We start from the raw sequence: 17667 nt of genomic DNA on the forward strand, positions 1-17667 counted from the left end.
CGTTGGTTACATCTTTGATTTCTCGCGGAGTAACTTGTGATGCTGATAATCTTGTTGACTATCAGTCTGACTCCACAAGCACCCACACGAATTGCTTGATTCAGTTGTTAAAGAGCGGTTGGTTAAGATCTTTCGTCTCAACCGAGGCGCGCATTCTACAGCAGCCTCATTTGCTGTCAAGTGATTATTTTCAGAAGCTTTCGAAGAATTCTTCAACAACTTCAACCACTTGCGCTTACGATCTCTCGTTAGCGGGAGGCGAATTCTACAGCGTTACACGCTGCTGTCAACACCTCTTTTTCAACTTCCTTTTGGCTTCGATGAACTGAAGCAACTTACTGTCGAAAACTTCGTAACTCGTTGTTTACCAAGGAGTTTTCCGTTTCGACTGCGCCGGAAGTGGGGCGAATTATAGACTTCTAGAATCTGCCGTCAACACTTAATTTGGCGCCTCTATCAATAAGTTAGAATTGATCAAAAAACAACCAGCCAAACGCTCTTTGATCAAACTACTTATATAGAAGAGCAGCTTCAGATAACGCCCGCAGCCTTCAGCGCAGCCACATTCGCCGAATCCAGACCCAACACCCCCTGCAGCACCTGCACCGTATGCTCGCCCAATAGAGGAGGCGCATTACGATATTCCACCGGCGTCTTGGACAACCGCATCGGACTGGCGACCTGAGGCACCATCCCCGCCAATGCATGCGGCAACGCCATCGCCAACCCACGCGCCTTGACCTGCGGGTCGGCAAACACCTGCGCCAGATCATTGATCGGCCCACACGGCACGCCTACTTGCTCCAACTGCGACACCCACTCAGCCGTCGTCTTGAACACTGTGGCCTGGCGTATCAGCGGAATCAGCTCCGCACGGTTAGCCACCCGCACCTTATTAGTCGCGAAGCGCGGATCATCCGCCCACTGCGGCTGCCCGGCCACCTCAGCAAACTTGCGAAACTGTCCGTCATTACCCACCGTCAGAATGAAGTCGCCATCAGCCGTGGGAAAGTCCTGGTAAGGCACAATATTGGGGTGAGCATTGCCCAGGCGCTTGGGCGCGATACCCGTCGTCAGGTAATTCATCGCCTGATTGGCCAGGCACGCCACCTGCACATCCAGCAACGCCATGTCGATATGCTGCCCACCGCCGTCATGATCCCGATGAGCCAGCGCCGCCAGGATCGCCACGGTCGAGTACAGCCCCGTCAGGATATCCGTCAACGCCACGCCCACCTTTACCGGCCCAGCTCCCTCATCACCCTCGGGCCGACCGGTCAGGCTCATAAGCCCACCCAGCCCCTGGATCATAAAGTCGTAGCCTGCACGCGTCGCATAAGGCCCCGTCTGGCCGAAGCCTGTGATCGAGCAATAGATCAACTCTGGATTGATTTCCTTGAGCGATTCATAGTCCAGCCCATACGCCGCCAGACCACCCACCTTGAAGTTCTCGATCAGGATATCGGACTTGGCCGCCAGGTCGCGCACCAACTTCTGCCCCTCCGGGCGCGTGAAGTCGATGGTCACCGACTCCTTGTTACGGTTGGCCGACAGGTAATACGCCGCCTCACTGGTGTTCTCGCCATAGGCGTCTTTAAGGAAGGGCGGCCCCCATGCCCGCGTATCATCGCCACTGCCCGGCCGCTCAACCTTGATCACCTCGGCCCCAAGGTCTGCAAGGATCTGCCCGGACCACGGGCCGGCCAGCACTCGTGACAAATCCAATACCCGCAGATGTGAAAGCGCACCCATGCCGTTCTCCTATTAATAGAACGCTTGAAGACCGGTCTGCGCGCGCCCAAGAATCAAGGCGTGCACGTCATGGGTGCCCTCATAGGTATTGACCACCTCCAGGTTGACCAGGTGACGCGCCACCCCGAACTCATCCGAAATACCGTTGCCGCCCAACATGTCCCGCGCCATGCGCGCGATATCCAGGGACTTGCCACACGAGTTGCGCTTCATGATCGACGTGATCTCAACCGCCGCCGTCCCTTCATCCTTCATGCGCCCCAAACGCAGGCAGCCTTGCAAGGCCAGGGTGATCTCGGTCTGCATGTCCGCCAGCTTCTTCTGGATCAGTTGGGTAGCCGCCAAGGGCCGCCCAAACTGCTGACGGTCCAGGGTGTACTGACGAGCGGTATGCCAGCAAAACTCGGCAGCCCCCAGCGCCCCCCAGGAAATGCCATAGCGTGCCGAGTTAAGACAAGTGAAAGGCCCCTTCAGGCCGCGCACATCCGGGAAGATGTTCTCCTCGGGTACAAACACGTTATCCATGACGATCTCACCGGTAATCGAAGCCCGCAGGCCGACCTTGCCGTGAATCGCCGGAGCGCTCAGCCCCTTCCACCCCTTCTCCAGGACAAAACCACGGATATCACCCGCATCGTCCTTACCCCACACCACAAACACATCGGCGATCGGGCTGTTGGTGATCCACATCTTGGCGCCGGTCAGGCTGTAGCCGCCATCGACCTTACGTGCACGGGTAATCATCGCACCCGGGTCAGAACCGTGGTTAGGCTCGGTCAGGCCGAAACAGCCGATCCACTCGCCCGATGCCAGCTTTGGCAGGTACTTCTGCTTTTGCGCCTCGGTGCCAAATTCGTTGATCGGCACCATCACCAGTGACGACTGCACACTCATCATTGAGCGATAACCGGAGTCGACACGCTCCACCTCACGGGCAATCAGCCCGTAGCTCACGTAGTTCAGTCCACTGCCGCCGTACTGCTCAGGGATCATCGCGCCCAGCAGGCCGGTTTCACCCATCTCGCGAAAGATCGCAGGGTCGGTCTTTTCATGGCGAAAGGCTTCGAGCACACGCGGCGCCAGCTTGTCCTGGGCGAATTGCTCAGCACTGTCGCGCACCATGCGCTCTTCTTCGGTGAGCTGTTGATCCAGCAACAGTGGATCGATCCAGTTGAAGCTTGCCTTGCCAGCCATGAATAAGTCCTCGGGGAAGAAAACAGAAGTCGTGGATGCAGCCTAGGCCGAGCAACCGCAGAGGGCAAACGAGGTTTATGCATAGGGTTGTGCTAATTTCTCACTTCGTAATGAGCTAGAAGCGCGCAAATGCGCTTTATGAGTGAGTACAACGTACATGCGCAGAAAAATCCCCAGCACCACCGCCCTGGTCAGTTTTGAAGCAGCGGCCCGCCACGAGAGCTTTACCAAGGCGGCGCACGAACTTTCACTCACCCAAGGCGCCATCTGTCGACAGATCGCCAGTCTGGAGGAGTTTTTGAGTGTCGAGCTGTTTCGACGCTCACGGCGGGGCGTCAAGCTGACGGAGGCAGGGCTTTCTTATAGCCGTCGCGTTGCCATGCAACTGGACGCCGTAGAACGCGATACCTTGTCGGTCATGGGGCAGCAAGGTGCGAATGTCATCGAGCTGGCAGTGGTGCCAACGTTCGGCACCCAATGGCTGATCCCACGGCTCAAGGACTTCCAGCACCAACACCCGGAAGTCACGGTCAACCTCACCAACCGCACGCGCCCTTTTCTGTTTGCCGACACCGAGTTCGACGCCGCCATCTACTTTGGCGATGCCGATTGGTCAGGCACCGAATCCCACCGGCTAATGGGCGAAAACCCCGTTCCCGTGTGCAGTCCGCGCTTACTGGGCAGCCGTGCCCACTTCAGCCCGGAAGAGATCGCCCAACTGCCACTGCTGCAACAAACCACTCGGCCATATGCCTGGCGCCAGTGGTTCAGCGCGCAACAACTGAACATACCTCGCGACATGACAGGCCCGCGTTACGAGCTATTCTCGATGTTGTCGCAGGCAGCCATGCATGACATGGGAATCGCGCTGATTCCGCCTTTCCTCATCCAGCGCGAGCTGGAGGAGAAGCATCTGGTGATCGCAAGCCTCGAAGCGCTGAGCAGCACAAAGGCTTACTACCTGATGATTCCCGAAAGAAAAGTCGAATCTGCGTCGCTGCACGCGTTTAGAGATTGGCTGATCGACCAGTCACAGCGCTATAACCCCAGCATTTAAAGGGTAAGGTCATTTTATTGACCTTGTAGTCAAATAAATTAAGCGCCTACAGATGTAACTATATGTCGTGTTTTGGAAGACTGTACCTCTCAGCGTAAAAATGAGCTTAACGCCATGACTGACAAGGCTTGTAGCGACTATCAGCTGCCAATGCCCGACCATTCACGCCAAAGATAGGAAAACCGTCTACAGCCCTCTAAAACCCTTTAAACACCTGTATTTAAAGAGGTTATTTTGCCATGTTGCGACAATCAGTCACAGGGTGACTTGTAGTTAATTTTTCGTCACCCGTCATAATCCCTTGAAGGCCGTAAAGTTCGCCTGCAAAATGCCGCGCCCCGCTGTCATTTCAGCGGGATCGTGCTGATCGGCCGCCCCAGCTGCGCCCCTCACGGTGCACTGGCCTTTTTACAAAAAGATCAAAAGCAAAAAGATCATGCAGGAGATTTGACGTGCACATTGGTGTTCCTCTCGAAACCCAGACCGGTGAAACGCGGGTGGCTGCCACCCCGGAAACCATCAAGAAGCTGATCGGCCAGGGCCATAAGGTCACTGTACAAAGCGGCGCAGGCATTACCGCCAGCATCGTCGACAGTGCCTATGAAACGGCAGGCGCAACCATTGGCAGCGCCAGCGACGCGTTTGGCGCCGAGCTGATTCTCAAGGTGGTTGCCCCCAGCGACAGCGAACTGACGCTGATCAAAAGCGGCACCGTGTTGGTGGGCATGCTCAACCCGTTCAGCAACGAAACCATCGCCAAGCTGGCAGAGCGAGGCATTACCGCCTTCGCGCTCGAAGCTGCGCCACGTACCTCGCGAGCCCAAAGCCTCGACGTGCTGTCGTCACAGGCCAACATTGCCGGCTATAAAGCCGTATTGCTGGCAGCCCATCACTACCCACGCTTCATGCCGATGCTGATGACTGCCGCCGGCACCGTCAAAGCCGCGCGCGTGCTGATCCTCGGCGCGGGTGTCGCAGGCCTGCAAGCCATCGCTACAGCGAAACGCCTGGGTGCCGTGATCGAAGCGTCTGACGTGCGCCCTGCCGTAAAAGAGCAGATCGAGTCCCTCGGCGCCAAGTTCGTCGACGTGCCCTACGAAACCGATGAAGAGCGTGAATGCGCGGTCGGTGTCGGCGGCTACGCGCGCCCGATGCCATCGAGCTGGATGCAGCGCCAGGCCCTGGCCGTGCATGAACGTGCCAAACAAGCGGACATTGTCATCACTACTGCGCTGATCCCGGGCCGCAAAGCCCCGACCTTGCTCAGTGCCGAAACCGTCGCACAAATGAAGCCGGGTTCGGTGGTCATCGACCTCGCCGCCGCCCAGGGTGGCAACTGCCCGCTGACCGTCGCCGACCAAGTCGTGGTGGAAAACGGCGTGACCATTTGCGGCCCGACCAACCTGGCCGGTGCCGTCGCCGCCGATGCTTCTGCTTTATATGCGCGCAACCTGCTGGACTTCCTGAAGCTGGTCTTCACCAAGGAAGGGCAGTTTGAAATCAACCTCGAAGACGACATCGTCGCCGCGTGCCTGATGTGCCGCGACGGCCAAGTCATCCGCAAAAACGCCTAAGCAGGGATTCAGACGATGGAAGAGCTTATCTCCCCCGGTATCTACAACCTGATCATCTTTGTGCTGGCGATTTATGTCGGTTACCACGTGGTCTGGAACGTCACACCCGCGCTGCACACACCACTGATGGCGGTGACCAACGCGATCTCTGCGATCGTAATCGTCGGCGCCATGCTCGCCGCAGCCCTCACCGTGACACCACTGGGTAAAACCATGGGCACCCTGGCCGTGGCCTTGGCGGCGGTTAACGTATTCGGCGGGTTCCTGGTCACGCGCAGGATGCTGGAGATGTTCAAGAAGAAAGCCCCGAAAGCAAAAGAAGAGGCGCCAAAGTAATGAGCATGAATTTGGTTACGACGCTCTACTTGATCGCGTCGATCTGCTTTATCCAGGCCCTCAAAGGCCTGTCGCACCCAACCACATCGCGACGCGGCAACCTGTTCGGCATGCTCGGCATGGCGCTGGCGGTGCTGACGACCGTGGGCCTCATCTACAAGCTCGGCGCTGAGCTTGCAACAGCCGGTATCGGTTACGTAATTGTCGGCCTGCTGATCGGCGGCACCGCCGGTTCGATCATGGCCAAGCGCGTAGAAATGACCAAGATGCCAGAGCTGGTTGCCTTCATGCACAGCATGATCGGCCTGGCGGCGGTATTCATCGCGATTGCCGCCGTGGTCGAGCCGCAATCCTTGGGCATCGTCAAACACCTGGGCGACTCGATTCCTGCGGGCAACCGCCTGGAACTGTTCCTCGGCGCAGCCATTGGTGCAATTACCTTCTCCGGTTCGGTGATCGCATTCGGCAAACTCTCGGGCAAGTACAAGTTCCGCCTGTTCCAGGGCGCACCGGTACAGTTCGGTGGCCAGCACAAACTGAACCTGGTGCTCGGCCTGGCCACCCTGGGCCTGGGCCTGGCGTTCATGTTCACCGGCAACCTCACTGCGTTCGCGTTGATGCTGGCCCTGGCTTTCGTGCTGGGCGTGCTGATCATCATCCCGATCGGCGGCGCCGACATGCCGGTGGTTGTCTCGATGCTCAACAGCTACTCCGGTTGGGCAGCGGCGGGCATCGGCTTCTCGCTGAACAACTCGATGCTGATCATCGCCGGCTCTCTGGTGGGCTCCAGCGGCGCGATTCTGTCGTACATCATGTGCAAGGCAATGAACCGCTCCTTCTTTAATGTGCTGCTCGGTGGCTTCGGCAACACAGCAGATGCCGGCGCAGCGGCAGGCTCCAAAGAAGCGCGTCCGGTGAAATCCGGTTCGGCGGACGACGCCACGTTCCTGCTGACCAACGCCGACACCGTGATCATCGTTCCCGGCTACGGCCTGGCAGTCGCTCGGGCGCAACACGCCCTTAAAGAGCTGACCGAAAAGCTGACACACCGTGGCGTGACCGTGAAGTACGCGATCCACCCGGTAGCGGGCCGTATGCCTGGGCACATGAACGTGCTGCTGGCCGAGGCGGAAGTGCCTTACGACCAAGTGTTCGAGATGGAAGACATCAACTCCGAGTTCGGCCAGGCCGACGTGGTGCTGGTGTTGGGCGCCAACGACGTGGTCAACCCGGCCGCCAAGAACGACCCTAACTCACCGATTGCCGGTATGCCGATCCTTGAGGCATTCAAGGCCAAGACCATCATCGTCAACAAGCGCTCGATGGCCAGCGGCTACGCCGGTCTGGATAACGAGCTGTTCTACCTGGACAAGACCATGATGGTCTTCGGTGATGCCAAGAAAGTCATCGAAGATATGGTCAAAGCCGTCGAATAACACTGCGCCAGCGCAATACACGAAACCCTGGCCTCCAGTAGGCTGGGGTTTTTTTATTGTTCCCAAGCTCTGCGTGGGAATGCATCCGGGAATGCTCTGCGTTCCGCTTTGTACTCACGTGAAACCCGACCAAAGGCTCTAAATCGCTGCCTGGCATTCGACCATGGTAGCGGGCCGAATTTTTTTGAAATCACTACACTGCCCACCTTGCTTCCGTAGCCTGAGATAACAATTCATGTACCGTGATCGTATCCGCTTGCCTTCGTTGTTGAACAAGGTCATGAGCGCGGCAGATGCCGCCGCACTGATCGAGGACGGCATGACCGTCGGCATGAGCGGCTTCACCCGTGCCGGTGAAGCCAAGGCCGTCCCCCACGCCCTGGCCGAACGCGCCAAGACTTCGCCGCTGAAAATCACCCTGATGACTGGTGCCAGCCTGGGCAATGACTTGGACAAGCAACTGACCGAGGCCGGCGTTTTGTCGCGCCGCATGCCGTTTCAAGTCGACAGCACACTGCGCAAGGCGATCAACGCAGGCCAAGTGATGTTTATCGACCAGCACCTGTCGGAAACCGTCGAGCAACTGCGCAACAACCAGCTCAAGTTGCCGGACATCGCCGTGATCGAAGCCGTCGCGATCACCGAACAAGGACACATCGTGCCCACCACCTCCGTGGGCAACTCGGCCAGCTTTGCGATTTTCGCCAAACAAGTGATTGTCGAGATCAACCTGGCGCACAACCCTAACCTGGAAGGGCTGCACGACATCTATATCCCGACCTACCGGCCGACGCGCACGCCAATCCCACTGGTCAAGGTCGACGACCGCATCGGCAGTACCGCGATTCCGATCCCGCCGGAAAAAATCGTCGCCATCGTGATCACCAATCAGGCCGACTCCGCCTCAACCGTGACACCACCGGACGCCGACACCCAAGGCATCGCTAACCATCTGATCAACTTCCTCAAGCAGGAAGTCGACGCCGGGCGCATGACTAACAAGCTCGGCCCGCTGCAGGCCGGGATCGGCAACATCGCCAACGCGGTGATGTGCGGCCTGATCGAATCGCCATTCGAAGACCTGACCATGTATTCGGAAGTGTTGCAGGACTCGACCTTCGACCTGATCGACGCGGGCAAGCTGAGCTTTGCTTCGGGCAGCTCGATCACCTTGTCGGAGCGACGCAACGCTGACGTGTTCGGCAACCTGGAACACTACAAGGACAAGCTGGTACTGCGCCCTCAGGAAATCTCCAACCACCCTGAAGTGGTTCGGCGCCTGGGCATTATCGGTATCAACACGGCGCTTGAGTTCGACATCTACGGCAACGTCAACTCCACCCACGTCTGCGGCACGCGGATGATGAATGGGATTGGCGGCTCCGGAGACTTCGCGCGTAACGCGCACCTGGCGATTTTCGTCACCAAGTCGATTGCCAAGGGCGGCGCAATTTCCAGCGTGGTGCCGATGGTCAGCCATGTGGACCATACCGAGCATGACGTGGACATACTGGTGACCGAGGTTGGCCTCGCCGACCTGCGTGGCCTGGCGCCACGCGAGCGCGCACGGGTGATCATCGACAATTGCGTGCACCCGGCTTACCGCGATGCGCTGAACAGTTACTTCAACGCTGCCTGCGCGATCGGTGGGCATACTCCGCACATCCTGCGCGAAGCACTGAGTTGGCACATCAACCTGGAAGAAACCGGGCATATGCTCAAGGCTTGATTGATACAGATCCGAGCTGATGCAAACACAGTTTGTTCAGCTCGGTGACCACAGCCGTACATTTTGAAAAAACTGTACTGCTGTACCGGTCATTTCCTACTGAATTCTCCTACGAACCCCACCGCAAATGCCAATTTCGCACCGATAAAGTGCAGACAGGTACAGTTGCCCCATTTCCGTACAGTACAGCCGCTATAAACAGTTAACTGGCCCCTCACAATACAGGTGAACTGTATCTAGAGAGTCTTGCGTCGGAGGAGGATCATTGGCATCAGTTAAACCACTACCTAATCCCGCCACAAGCGGAAGGATGTCATCATGGAACGTACACTCAGTTCCGATCTGTTCTTCGAAGAAAAAGCTGTAAACACCCAGGCTTCCCTGCCTTTGCGCGTTCTCGCCAACCTGATGTTGTGGCAGCGCCGCATCTCCAGCCGCCATCAACTGGCTCGTCTGGATTCGCGTCTGCTGGCTGACGCCGGTATCAGCGAAGCTCAACGCTACGAAGAACTGAGCAAGCCGTTCTGGCGCTAATTGGCGCCCGCTGGCCCTGACCCGCCGGGTCCACCGCCAGCACCCTGATTTAACAAAACAAAGCCCGCCCCGGGAAACCGGAGGCGGGCTTTGTTGTTTCCGGGTTTCAAACTTTACACGGCTAAAACAGACCCCAGAGATAAGGACCAGTACAGTTTAAATAACATAACAATTAGACGGTACAATTTAACTTTGGTGTATCTGTATTGGTAAAAGCTGGCCGCCCAAGATGGTGTTCCAAGACCTCATGGAAGGCCGTCGTCATGAACACACAAACCTACAAAAAGTTGATCATTCGAATGGCTTGCGCCCTGGGCAGATGGGCGCGGCAGGCCCATGAACGCCGCCAACTTGCACAACTTGACCCACGTGAATTAGCCGACGCCGGCATCAGCCAGGGCGACCGTACTGCCGAGCTGTCCAAACCTTTCTGGCGTGACTAGGCAGATAGAGGCTTTCCGAACGGATAAGCGGCAGCTTAAGATCCCGTTATTACGTGGCGAACCTTGTAGAGCGGACGTCTGATGCTTAATCCGCAGCAATGTCCGTTTCACAGTGGCCGCCTTGCGCCGCTTTTATTTGATCTTCTACAGGAGTTTTTCCATGTCCCGTCTTCGCCTGCTGAGTGCTGCCACCCTGTTGGCCCTGGCCGCCAACGCCAACGCGAGCAGCCTTATCGTGACCACCGACTCGATCGTCGGCGCCCTCAAAGCCACTTCCGATGCCAGCTCCGATGCCACGTCGTCCCTGCGTGACAACAAAGTGGTGCAAGCCGCCCGTGACGACGCTGCCAGCTTTGTTGCCAGCGAAGGCGCCATTCGTGGTGTGAAACTGGAAAGCGCCCTGGCCCAGATCCGCCAACAAGCCCCACAACTGAACACAGCGACCGACGCACAACTGGCCCAGGCGATTCTGGCCATCTGATGATCCGGTAAACGCCAGGGCACGCCAGCCGCTACCAAATGTGTCAGCACTGGCTCTCGCCCGGGCGTTGCGCTAGCCTTGGCGCTCGCTTTCAGTTGTCGAGTCCCATGGCTTTTTCATACCGCCTGTTGATTGTTCCCGTGTTGTTTTCCGCCTGCTGGTCACCCTTGGCTTCGGCCTTTGATGTGTCCACCCAGAGCACCGTCATCAGTGCCTACGCCACCAGCAAGGTGACGTCAGCGCCCTTTGACAGAAAATTGATACTGGCCGCCCAGGATGACGCTGCCGCTTTTATCGCCACTGACGGCCAATGGCGGGGAGCTCGTCTGGAGTCTGCGCTGGAGTATCTGCGCCGAACCCAGCCAAAACTTCATGTCAGCGACCTTGAACTGGCGCAGGCAATTCTCGTCCAATAATCATCATATATTTCTATCTTTGTATTTCGGAGTCATTCCATGCGTAGCCCGCTGATCGCCGCCGCTCTGGGCCTGCTGTTGTTGGCCGATGTCGCCCACGCGCAAACCCTGAAAGCCACCAGTAACATCATCGTGCGTGCCTCGGCGCGCACCATTGATTTCACTTCGGACACCACCACTTCCATCCGCGACTCCAAAATCGTGCGCGAAGCACACGATGACGCTGCCAGCTTCGTCGCCTCCAACGGTGAAATCCGCGGCGCACAATTGGAAGCAGCCTTCGATACCCTGCGCACCCGCGTACCGGAAGCCCGCGACGCCAGTGACCAGACCCTCGCCGAAGCTATCCTCGCTCTGTGAGGCGCCTGTTCGCCTGGCTACTGGCCGGGACTGTGCTGCTCTGTGCAGGCGCAGCCCAGGCCAGCCTGCAACTGCGGCTCAAGACCGATGGCTTGAGCCCGGCCGAACAGCAGGCCAGCCAGGCGTTGCTCGACGAAGCGATGCGCGCTCTGCCGCCGCGCTTTATCGAGCAGTTGGACCGGCGTATTGATGTCGGCTGGACCGACAAGATGCCTGAAAACGCCTATGGCCAGGCTTCTCTGGTGTCCGAACTGGACCTCAACAGCAACCTGCTCGCCAGCCTCACCGACGGCAGCGCCGCCACCCAGAAGACCAATCGTCCCCATGGCACTGTGCGCCGCGAAATGCTCGCCACCGTGCTGCATGAGCTGACCCACATCTATGACCGTGCGCGCTTGTGGTCCACAGACGAGCGCCGCCTGATCCAACGCTGCAGCCGCCAGAACAACATCACCGGCCTGATCGGCCTGCCCGATCAATGCCGTGGCCAGAACGACCGTCGTTTCACCCTGAGTGACGACCCGCGCCTGCTGGACATTGCCGGCTGGCCCCAATACGTGGGCCGTCGCGGCGAGCGCGAGCAACACAACCACCAGGTCGCCCGCAGCCCCGATATTTACGAAACCACCAGCCCGCTGGAGTTCGTGGCGGTCAATATGGAGTATTTCCTACTTGACCCGAGCTATGCCTGCCGTCGCCCCGCGCTGTTTCGCTATTACAAGGAACACTTCGGCTGGGCACCGCCCGAGCAAGACACCTGCGCCAAGACCTACGCGTTCCTGAACGCCGGTAACGACTTCGCCAAAACGCCGTTGGGCCAGATCGACCCGGAGCGCGTGTATGAAATCGACTACTTGCTGGCCGAGGCCAACCAAAATCTGGTAAGCCGCTGGGGCCACAGCATGTTGCGTCTGGTGATCTGCGCACCCGGCCGCCCGCGTGGTCCGGATTGCCGATTGGACCTGGACCAGCACTTGGTGTTGTCTTACCGCGCTTTCGTCGGTGACGTACAGCTCTCGAGCTGGGATGGGCTGGTGGGCAAGTACCCGTCACGGCTGTTTGTGCTGCCGTTGGCCCAGGTGATCGACGAATACACCAAGACTGAACTGCGCGGCCTGGCCTCGGTGCCACTCAAGCTCACCCGCCAAGAGATCAACGACACCGTCGAACATGCCGCCGAGATGCACTGGAGCTACGACGGCAATTACTTTTTTATCTCCAACAACTGCGCGGTGGAGAGCCTCAAGCTGCTACGCAGCGGCAGCGCCAACCCGCAACTGACCGGCCTGGACAACATCACCCCCAACGGCTTGCTCGAGGTGCTCAGTGCCCGCGGCCTGGCTGATACCAGTGTGCTAGACGACAAACGCGAAGCCTTGCGCCTGGGTTATCACTTCGACTCGTTCCGCGAGCGCTACCAGGCGATGTTCGACGTGCTGCGCAAACACCTGCCGATCAAGCAGACCCAAGTCGAAGACTGGCTCGCCCTCAGTGCCGCAGAACGCCGCCAGTGGTTCATCCAGGCCGACCTGCGCACCAGCGCCGCGCTGCTGCTGCTGGAACAAGCCAGCTATCGCAAACAACTGATGCTGGCCCAGGACGAAGTCAAGCAGCGCTACCTCAATGCCCGTGAGCTGAAAAACGGCGGCATGGAAAAAGCCAACAACACACTGCAACAGATCCTCGCCAACAGCGGTTTTCTAAGCCGCCCGGCGGAATTGCTCGACAGCGGCGGCTACGGCCTTCCGCAACCTTCGGAAGCCAAACGCCTGGAATCGGAAAGCGCCGAGCGCCAGAAGCAACTGCAATCGTTGACCGGCGATCTGGATAAAGAGGTGAGGGCGCTGCTGGACCCTTCACGCGCCGACGAGATTGCCGCCTGCGAAGCCAACCTCAAGCAGATGGGCGAGCACCTGCGCGCCTTGCACAAAGCCTCGGGCGGTTTGGAGCTGCCCTGAGTCACCTTAAAGAAAACTCCTACAAACCTTCCATCATCTGACTTACACAGCGAAAGCTGGCTGAAAGCTTCCCCGTCTAGGATCGCCCCCACTGCCGGCAACAGACCGGCTGTAAACAACAACAATGGTGATTCCTGATGTCCGCTACTACCCGCCTGTTCGCTCCAACTCCACTCGTACGCTACGTGCCTTTCGTACTGCGCTGACCCCAACCCGGTTCGCCATTCCCTAGCCGCGCTACGCCCGGAGTATTCCTATGCTGACTTTCCTTGGCTTCGCCATGGTCATCACGTTCATGTACCTGATCATGACCAAGCGCCTGTCCGCGCTGATTGCCTTGATCATTGTGCCAATCCTGTTCGCCCTGTTTGGTGGTTTTGCCCCCGAGATCGGCCCGATGATGCTTGCGGGCATCACCAAGCTTGCGCCGACCGGCGTAATGCTGATGTTCGCCATTCTCTACTTTGCCCTGATGATCGACTCCGGCCTGTTCGACCCGGCCGTGCGCAAGATCCTCAAGATGGTCAAGGGCGACCCGCTGAAAGTTTCGGTCGGTACCGCCGTGCTTGCCCTGGTGGTGTCCCTCGACGGTGACGGCGCCACCACTTACATGATCTGCGTGGCCGCCATGCTGCCGCTGTACCAGCGCATCGGCATGAGCCCGCGGATCATGGCCGGCTTGATTATCCTCGCCGGCGGCGTGATGAACATGACGCCGTGGGGCGGCCCGACTGCCCGCGCCGCGAGTGCTTTGCATGTAGACCCGTCGGACATCTTCGTACCGATGATCCCGGCCATGGCTGTCGGCGTCGTGGCGATCCTGGTGATTGCCTATATGTACGGCAAACGCGAACGTGCCCGCCTGGGTGAACTGCACCTGCAGGGCGACGAGATCGATCACAGCGAGATCAGCGTGTCGCAATTCCCTGACGCCCGTCGCCCCAAGCTGATCTGGTTCAACGGCGCACTGACCTTCGCACTGATGTGCACCCTGATCGCCGGCCTGTTGCCGCTGCCAGTGCTGTTCATGGTGGCGTTCAGTATCGCGATGATCGTCAACTACCCGTGCCTGCAACAGCAGAAAGACCGCGTCGCCGCCCATGCCGGCAGCGTGCTGGCAGTCGTCGGGCTCATCTTCGCCGCGGGCATCTTCACCGGCATTCTGTCCGGTACCGGCATGGTTGATGCCATGTCCAAGAGCTTGCTGGCGGTTATCCCGGAAGCGCTGGGCCCGTACCTCGCAGTGATCACCGCGCTGGTAAGCATGCCGTTCACCTTCTTCATGTCCAACGACGCGTTCTACTACGGCGTACTGCCTGTGCTCGCCGAAGCGGCCAGCCATTACGGTATCACCGCCGTGGAAATGGCTCGCGCGTCCATCGTTGGCCAGCCCGTGCATTTGCTCAGCCCGCTGGTACCATCGACTTACCTGCTGGTGGCCCTGGCCGGGATCGAATTTGGCGATCACCAACGCTTTACCCTCAAGTGGGCAGTGCTGGTGTGCCTGTGCATAATGTTCGCCGCTTTGCTGATGGGGATTTTTCCGCTGTTCAGCACTCTATAATCGTAACGACCTGACCGCGCGGCGCTGCAGCTTGCGCGGTTTCACATTTGCTCAAAGGAATACACATGGAATGGCTGACCAATCCGGAAATCTGGATTGCCTTCTTCACCCTGACGGCCCTCGAGATCGTCCTGGGCATCGATAACATCATCATGATTTCGATCCTGGTCAGCCGCATGCCCAAGCATATGCAGGCGCGCACCCGGATCTTCGGCCTGGCCCTGGCCATGGTCACGCGAATCCTGTTGCTGCTGTCGATCACCTGGGTCATGCAACTCACCGCCGACCTGTTCGTGGTCTTCGGCCAGGGCATCTCCGGTCGCGACCTGATCCTGTTCTTCGGTGGCCTGTTCCTGCTGTGGAAAAGCTCCCAAGAGATGTACCACGCACTCGAAGGTGAAGACGAAACCCACGACGAGCCGGGCGGCAAGGGTGGCAAGTTCATCTACACCATCATCCAGATCGCGATCATCGACATCGTGTTCTCCCTGGACTCGGTTATCACGGCTGTCGGCATGGTTTCCCATGTGCCGGTCATGGTCGCTGCGATCGTGGTAGCCGTACTGGTGATGATGCTGGCTGCGGGCACTATCAGCGAATTCATCGACAAGCACCCGTCGCTGAAGATGCTGGCGCTGTCGTTCCTGCTGGTGGTGGGTACGGTGCTGATCGCCGAATCCTTCGACGTGCATGTGCCAAAAGGCTACGTCTACTTCGCCATGGCGTTCTCGCTGGCAGTAGAAGCGGTAAACATCAAGATGCGTACCGCTATCGCGAAAAAGAAGAAACAGCAGGATCCTGTGAAACTGCGCAAGGACATTCCGGGTCAATAAACCTGACCCGCTGCTGTTGATCGTTGTTGATCGTTCCCACGCTCCGCGTGGGAATGCCGCCTCTGGACGCTCCGCGTCCGCCCTCAAAGCGACGCAGAGCGTCACGGGATGCATTCCCAGGCAGAGCGTGGGAACGATCTTCATGACAGTTTTGTTTCAATCCCCACTTTAGCTATGCGATGCTGGCGCAGAGCCCATTCGCCAACTACAGCTTAAGTACAAGACGTAGAACGGCACGCGGCAATTCTCATTTGCTCTTTCTGGAGCACACCCACACGGGGGGCCGAGCATGCTGACCTTGCTCAATCTGCTTTCCGCCGTGACCCTGCTTATCTGGGGCACGCACATCGTCCGTACCGGCATCTTGCGGGTCTACGGTTCCAACTTGCGCCAAGTCATCGGGCAGAACATGTCCAAGCGCTGGCTGGCGTTTATCGCCGGTATCCTGGTGACGGCCATGGTCCAGAGCAGCAACGCCACGGCGATGCTGGTGACGTCGTTTGTCGGCCAGGGCTTGATGGGCCTTATGCCGGCGCTGGCGACCATGCTCGGTGCCGACGTCGGTACGGCGTTGATGGCGCGGGTACTGACCTTCGACCTGTCCTGGCTGTCGCCACTGCTGATTTTTCTTGGGGTGATTTTCTTCCTCTCGCGTAAACAGACACGGGCAGGGCAGATGGGCCGCGTCGGTATCGGCCTGGGCCTGATCATTCTGGCCCTGCAACTGATCGTCGAAGCCGCCGGGCCGATTACCCATGCCCAAGGCGTCAAAGTCATCTTCGCCTCGCTGACCGGCGACATTTTGCTGGATGCCCTGGTCGGCGCCCTGTTTGCGATGATTTCCTACTCCAGCCTGGCCGCCGTGCTGCTGACCGCAACCCTCGCCGGTGCCGGTGTGATCGGCTTGCACGTGGCCATCGGCCTGGTGATCGGCGCCAACATCGGCAGTGGTGTGCTGGCCTTCCTCACCACCAACATGCAGAACGCTGCCGGCCGCCAGGTCGCGCTGGGCAGCTTGTTGTACAAACTGATCGGCCTGTTGCTGATTATTCCGGTGCTCGACCCTCTCGTACGCTGGATGGATGGTTTGGACTACAGCGCCCAAGGCATGGTCATCACCTTCCATGTGCTCTACAACACCACGCGCTGCCTGATCCTGCTGCCCACCATCGGGCCAATGGCGCGCCTGTGCGCCTGGTTGCTGCCGGAACAACAGGAGACCAACGGCAAAGCCAGGCCACGTCACCTGGACCTGGCCTCGCTCGCCACCCCAAGCCTGGCGCTGGCCAACGCCGCCCGCGAGACCCTGCGCCTGGGCGACCTGATCGACAACATGCTCACCGCCATGCTCGAAGTACTGCGTGGCAAGCAAACCGCCATTACCCAGGAAATGCGCAGCCTCAGCGATGACGTCGAGGCCCTCTACAGCGCGATCAAGCTTTACCTGGCGCAAATGCCCCGCGAAGACCTCAGTGAACAGGACAGCCGCCGCTGGGCGGAGATCATCGAGCTGTCGATCAACCTCAAGCTGGCCGGCGACCTGATCGAACGTATGCTGCGCAAAGTCCAGCAGCAGAAAACCTCACAGCGCCGACAGTTCTCCGAAGTCGGCCTGGAAGAACTCACCGGCCTGCACAGCCAGTTGATTGCCAACCTGCGCTTGGGCCTGTCGGTGTTTCTCAGCGCCGACCCGGAAAGCGCCCGCCAACTGCTGCGTGAAAAGCGCCGTTTCCGCGCCCAGGAGCGCCGCCTGGCCCACGCCCACGTCAGCCGTCTGCAGCGTAAAATCGTACAGAGCATGGAGACCAGTTCCCTGCACCTGGAGCTGATTGCCGACATGAAACGCCTGAACTCGTTGTTTTGCAGCAGTGCTTATGTAGTGTTGGAAACCTCAGACACCGGCGCACTCTCTGCCGAAGATATTGCCGACATCACTCATTCGCCCTGAACATACGATGGCCCGTGAAGTCAGTTAACAATGGACCTCACCCGCCAGGAAG

Annotated in this window: 16 protein-coding genes; 14 read left to right on the plus strand and 2 right to left on the minus strand. The window is 58.8% G+C overall.

The features are described 5' to 3' along the window. Window positions 1–531 precede the first annotated feature (531 nt). Both ACQY47_RS14015 and ACQY47_RS14020 read right to left on the minus strand, forming a co-directional pair. Window positions 532–1752, minus strand: a complete 1221-nt coding sequence (locus tag ACQY47_RS14015) for a CaiB/BaiF CoA transferase family protein (protein ID WP_099550152.1) — start codon at window positions 1750–1752, stop codon at window positions 532–534. A 12-nt stretch (window positions 1753–1764) separates the two neighbouring features. After that, a complete protein-coding gene (locus ACQY47_RS14020; protein ID WP_003187423.1) occupies window positions 1765–2946 on the minus strand; it encodes an acyl-CoA dehydrogenase in 1182 nt (393 codons plus the stop codon). Between the two features lie 157 nt (window positions 2947–3103). On the opposite strand from ACQY47_RS14020, the gene ACQY47_RS14025 reads away from it, so the two are divergent. The 14 genes from ACQY47_RS14025 (at window position 3104) to ACQY47_RS14090 (ending at window position 17615) form a co-directional block, all read left to right on the plus strand. Then, window positions 3104–4003 (plus strand): LysR family transcriptional regulator, encoded by a 900-nt coding sequence (locus ACQY47_RS14025; protein ID WP_017139060.1) that lies wholly within the window; start codon window positions 3104–3106, stop codon window positions 4001–4003. Window positions 4004–4455: 452 nt separating this feature from the next. After that, a complete protein-coding gene (locus ACQY47_RS14030) occupies window positions 4456–5577 on the plus strand; it encodes a Re/Si-specific NAD(P)(+) transhydrogenase subunit alpha (RefSeq protein ID WP_099550154.1) in 1122 nt (373 codons plus the stop codon). Between the two features lie 15 nt (window positions 5578–5592). After that, window positions 5593–5913 carry an NAD(P) transhydrogenase subunit alpha gene (locus tag ACQY47_RS14035; RefSeq protein WP_003220416.1) on the plus strand — a complete coding sequence of 107 codons (321 nt, stop codon included), beginning with the start codon at window positions 5593–5595 and terminating at the stop codon, window positions 5911–5913. Beyond that, window positions 5913–7349, plus strand: a complete 1437-nt coding sequence (locus ACQY47_RS14040) for an NAD(P)(+) transhydrogenase (Re/Si-specific) subunit beta (protein ID WP_017139062.1) — start codon at window positions 5913–5915, stop codon at window positions 7347–7349. Before ACQY47_RS14035 ends, ACQY47_RS14040 begins: the two co-directional genes overlap by 1 nt. A gap of 235 nt (window positions 7350–7584) precedes the next feature. Continuing rightward, window positions 7585–9078, plus strand: a complete 1494-nt coding sequence (locus ACQY47_RS14045; RefSeq protein WP_017139063.1) for an acetyl-CoA hydrolase/transferase family protein — start codon at window positions 7585–7587, stop codon at window positions 9076–9078. Window positions 9079–9396: 318 nt separating this feature from the next. Continuing rightward, entirely contained in the window at window positions 9397–9612 is a 216-nt protein-coding gene (locus ACQY47_RS14050; protein WP_003214752.1) for a DUF1127 domain-containing protein, read from the plus strand. Between the two features lie 263 nt (window positions 9613–9875). Then, window positions 9876–10055: a DUF1127 domain-containing protein gene (locus ACQY47_RS14055; protein ID WP_428557288.1), complete on the plus strand. Its 180-nt coding sequence runs from the start codon at window positions 9876–9878 to the stop codon at window positions 10053–10055. A gap of 160 nt (window positions 10056–10215) precedes the next feature. Then, window positions 10216–10536, plus strand: a complete 321-nt coding sequence (locus tag ACQY47_RS14060) for a DUF2388 domain-containing protein (protein WP_017139066.1) — start codon at window positions 10216–10218, stop codon at window positions 10534–10536. Window positions 10537–10643: 107 nt separating this feature from the next. Next, window positions 10644–10952 (plus strand): DUF2388 domain-containing protein, encoded by a 309-nt coding sequence (locus ACQY47_RS14065; protein WP_099550155.1) that lies wholly within the window; start codon window positions 10644–10646, stop codon window positions 10950–10952. A 39-nt stretch (window positions 10953–10991) separates the two neighbouring features. Further along, on the plus strand, window positions 10992–11312 hold the full coding sequence (locus ACQY47_RS14070) for a DUF2388 domain-containing protein (protein WP_060756468.1): 321 nt from the start codon (window positions 10992–10994) through the stop codon (window positions 11310–11312). Beyond that, the gene (locus ACQY47_RS14075; protein ID WP_017139069.1) at window positions 11309–13270 is read left to right on the plus strand and encodes a DUF4105 domain-containing protein; all 1962 of its coding nucleotides are present in this window, start codon (window positions 11309–11311) and stop codon (window positions 13268–13270) included. Before ACQY47_RS14070 ends, ACQY47_RS14075 begins: the two co-directional genes overlap by 4 nt. 256 nt (window positions 13271–13526) lie before the next feature. Further along, window positions 13527–14834 carry a CitMHS family transporter gene (locus ACQY47_RS14080; protein ID WP_017139070.1) on the plus strand — a complete coding sequence of 436 codons (1308 nt, stop codon included), beginning with the start codon at window positions 13527–13529 and terminating at the stop codon, window positions 14832–14834. Window positions 14835–14899: 65 nt separating this feature from the next. Continuing rightward, window positions 14900–15667 (plus strand): TerC family protein, encoded by a 768-nt coding sequence (locus ACQY47_RS14085; RefSeq protein ID WP_017139071.1) that lies wholly within the window; start codon window positions 14900–14902, stop codon window positions 15665–15667. 289 nt (window positions 15668–15956) lie between these two features. Further along, window positions 15957–17615, plus strand: a complete 1659-nt coding sequence (locus ACQY47_RS14090; RefSeq protein WP_428557289.1) for a Na/Pi cotransporter family protein — start codon at window positions 15957–15959, stop codon at window positions 17613–17615. Window positions 17616–17667: the final 52 nt, after the last annotated feature.

The organism is Pseudomonas edaphica, from assembly GCF_965277385.1.
Lineage (GTDB): Bacteria > Pseudomonadota > Gammaproteobacteria > Pseudomonadales > Pseudomonadaceae > Aquipseudomonas > Aquipseudomonas edaphica.

Coding starts and splice junctions, on each gene's coding strand:
- ACQY47_RS14025 (WP_017139060.1), top strand. CDS start 3,104: ATGCGCAGAAAAATCCCCAGCACCACCGCCCTGGTCAGTTTTGAAGCA.
- ACQY47_RS14040 (WP_017139062.1), top strand. CDS start 5,913: ATGAGCATGAATTTGGTTACGACGCTCTACTTGATCGCGTCGATCTGC.
- ACQY47_RS14045 (WP_017139063.1), top strand. CDS start 7,585: ATGTACCGTGATCGTATCCGCTTGCCTTCGTTGTTGAACAAGGTCATG.
- ACQY47_RS14035 (WP_003220416.1), top strand. CDS start 5,593: ATGGAAGAGCTTATCTCCCCCGGTATCTACAACCTGATCATCTTTGTG.
- ACQY47_RS14090 (WP_428557289.1), top strand. CDS start 15,957: ATGCTGACCTTGCTCAATCTGCTTTCCGCCGTGACCCTGCTTATCTGG.
- ACQY47_RS14065 (WP_099550155.1), top strand. CDS start 10,644: ATGGCTTTTTCATACCGCCTGTTGATTGTTCCCGTGTTGTTTTCCGCC.
- ACQY47_RS14050 (WP_003214752.1), top strand. CDS start 9,397: ATGGAACGTACACTCAGTTCCGATCTGTTCTTCGAAGAAAAAGCTGTA.
- ACQY47_RS14015 (WP_099550152.1), bottom strand. CDS start 1,752: ATGGGTGCGCTTTCACATCTGCGGGTATTGGATTTGTCACGAGTGCTG.
- ACQY47_RS14085 (WP_017139071.1), top strand. CDS start 14,900: ATGGAATGGCTGACCAATCCGGAAATCTGGATTGCCTTCTTCACCCTG.
- ACQY47_RS14070 (WP_060756468.1), top strand. CDS start 10,992: ATGCGTAGCCCGCTGATCGCCGCCGCTCTGGGCCTGCTGTTGTTGGCC.
- ACQY47_RS14080 (WP_017139070.1), top strand. CDS start 13,527: ATGCTGACTTTCCTTGGCTTCGCCATGGTCATCACGTTCATGTACCTG.
- ACQY47_RS14060 (WP_017139066.1), top strand. CDS start 10,216: ATGTCCCGTCTTCGCCTGCTGAGTGCTGCCACCCTGTTGGCCCTGGCC.
- ACQY47_RS14020 (WP_003187423.1), bottom strand. CDS start 2,946: ATGGCTGGCAAGGCAAGCTTCAACTGGATCGATCCACTGTTGCTGGAT.
- ACQY47_RS14055 (WP_428557288.1), top strand. CDS start 9,876: ATGAACACACAAACCTACAAAAAGTTGATCATTCGAATGGCTTGCGCC.